Source organism: Gluconobacter thailandicus F149-1 = NBRC 100600 (assembly GCF_000964465.1).
GTDB lineage: Bacteria > Pseudomonadota > Alphaproteobacteria > Acetobacterales > Acetobacteraceae > Gluconobacter > Gluconobacter thailandicus.
In genome coordinates, this window is record NZ_BANH01000059.1 from 1 (window position 1) to 414 (window position 414).

A 414-nucleotide genomic window follows, 5' to 3' on the forward strand; every position below is an offset into this window, starting at 1 on the left:
TTTCGATGAGGTGGCGCTTTTTATACAGATGCCAGTCGTAAGGCGGCTTTGATTTCCGGTTCTTCTTCGGCGGAATACAGGTAGTGATATTGCGTTCTGCAAGTGATAACCTGATCAGGGTGCTGTCATAGCCTCTGTCTCCGATGACTTCTTCTGTCTCGTCGGGGAGATCTGCCAGCAGCACGTCTGCACCTTTGAAGTCACTGACTTGCCCTGCTGTCAGATGGAGGCGAACAGGCCGCCCCTGACCATCGCACACGGCATGGAGTTTTGAGTTCAGTCCGCCTTTTGTCCGTCCGATATGCCGCGGAAAAGCCCCTTTTTGAGCAGGGAGGCCGATGTCCGATGCGCCTTGAGATGTGTTGCATCAATCATCAGGCGCTTTGAACGGCCAGCCTGTTCTGTCAGGGCGAC

1 protein-coding gene is annotated in these 414 nt (G+C 54.3%); it reads right to left on the bottom strand.

All coding sequences use genetic code 11. The features are described 5' to 3' along the window. The coding region (locus B7444_RS13330) for a transposase (protein ID WP_148424759.1) at positions 1-259 on the bottom strand (259 nt) is incomplete at its 3' end. Positions 260-414 lie beyond the last annotated feature (155 nt).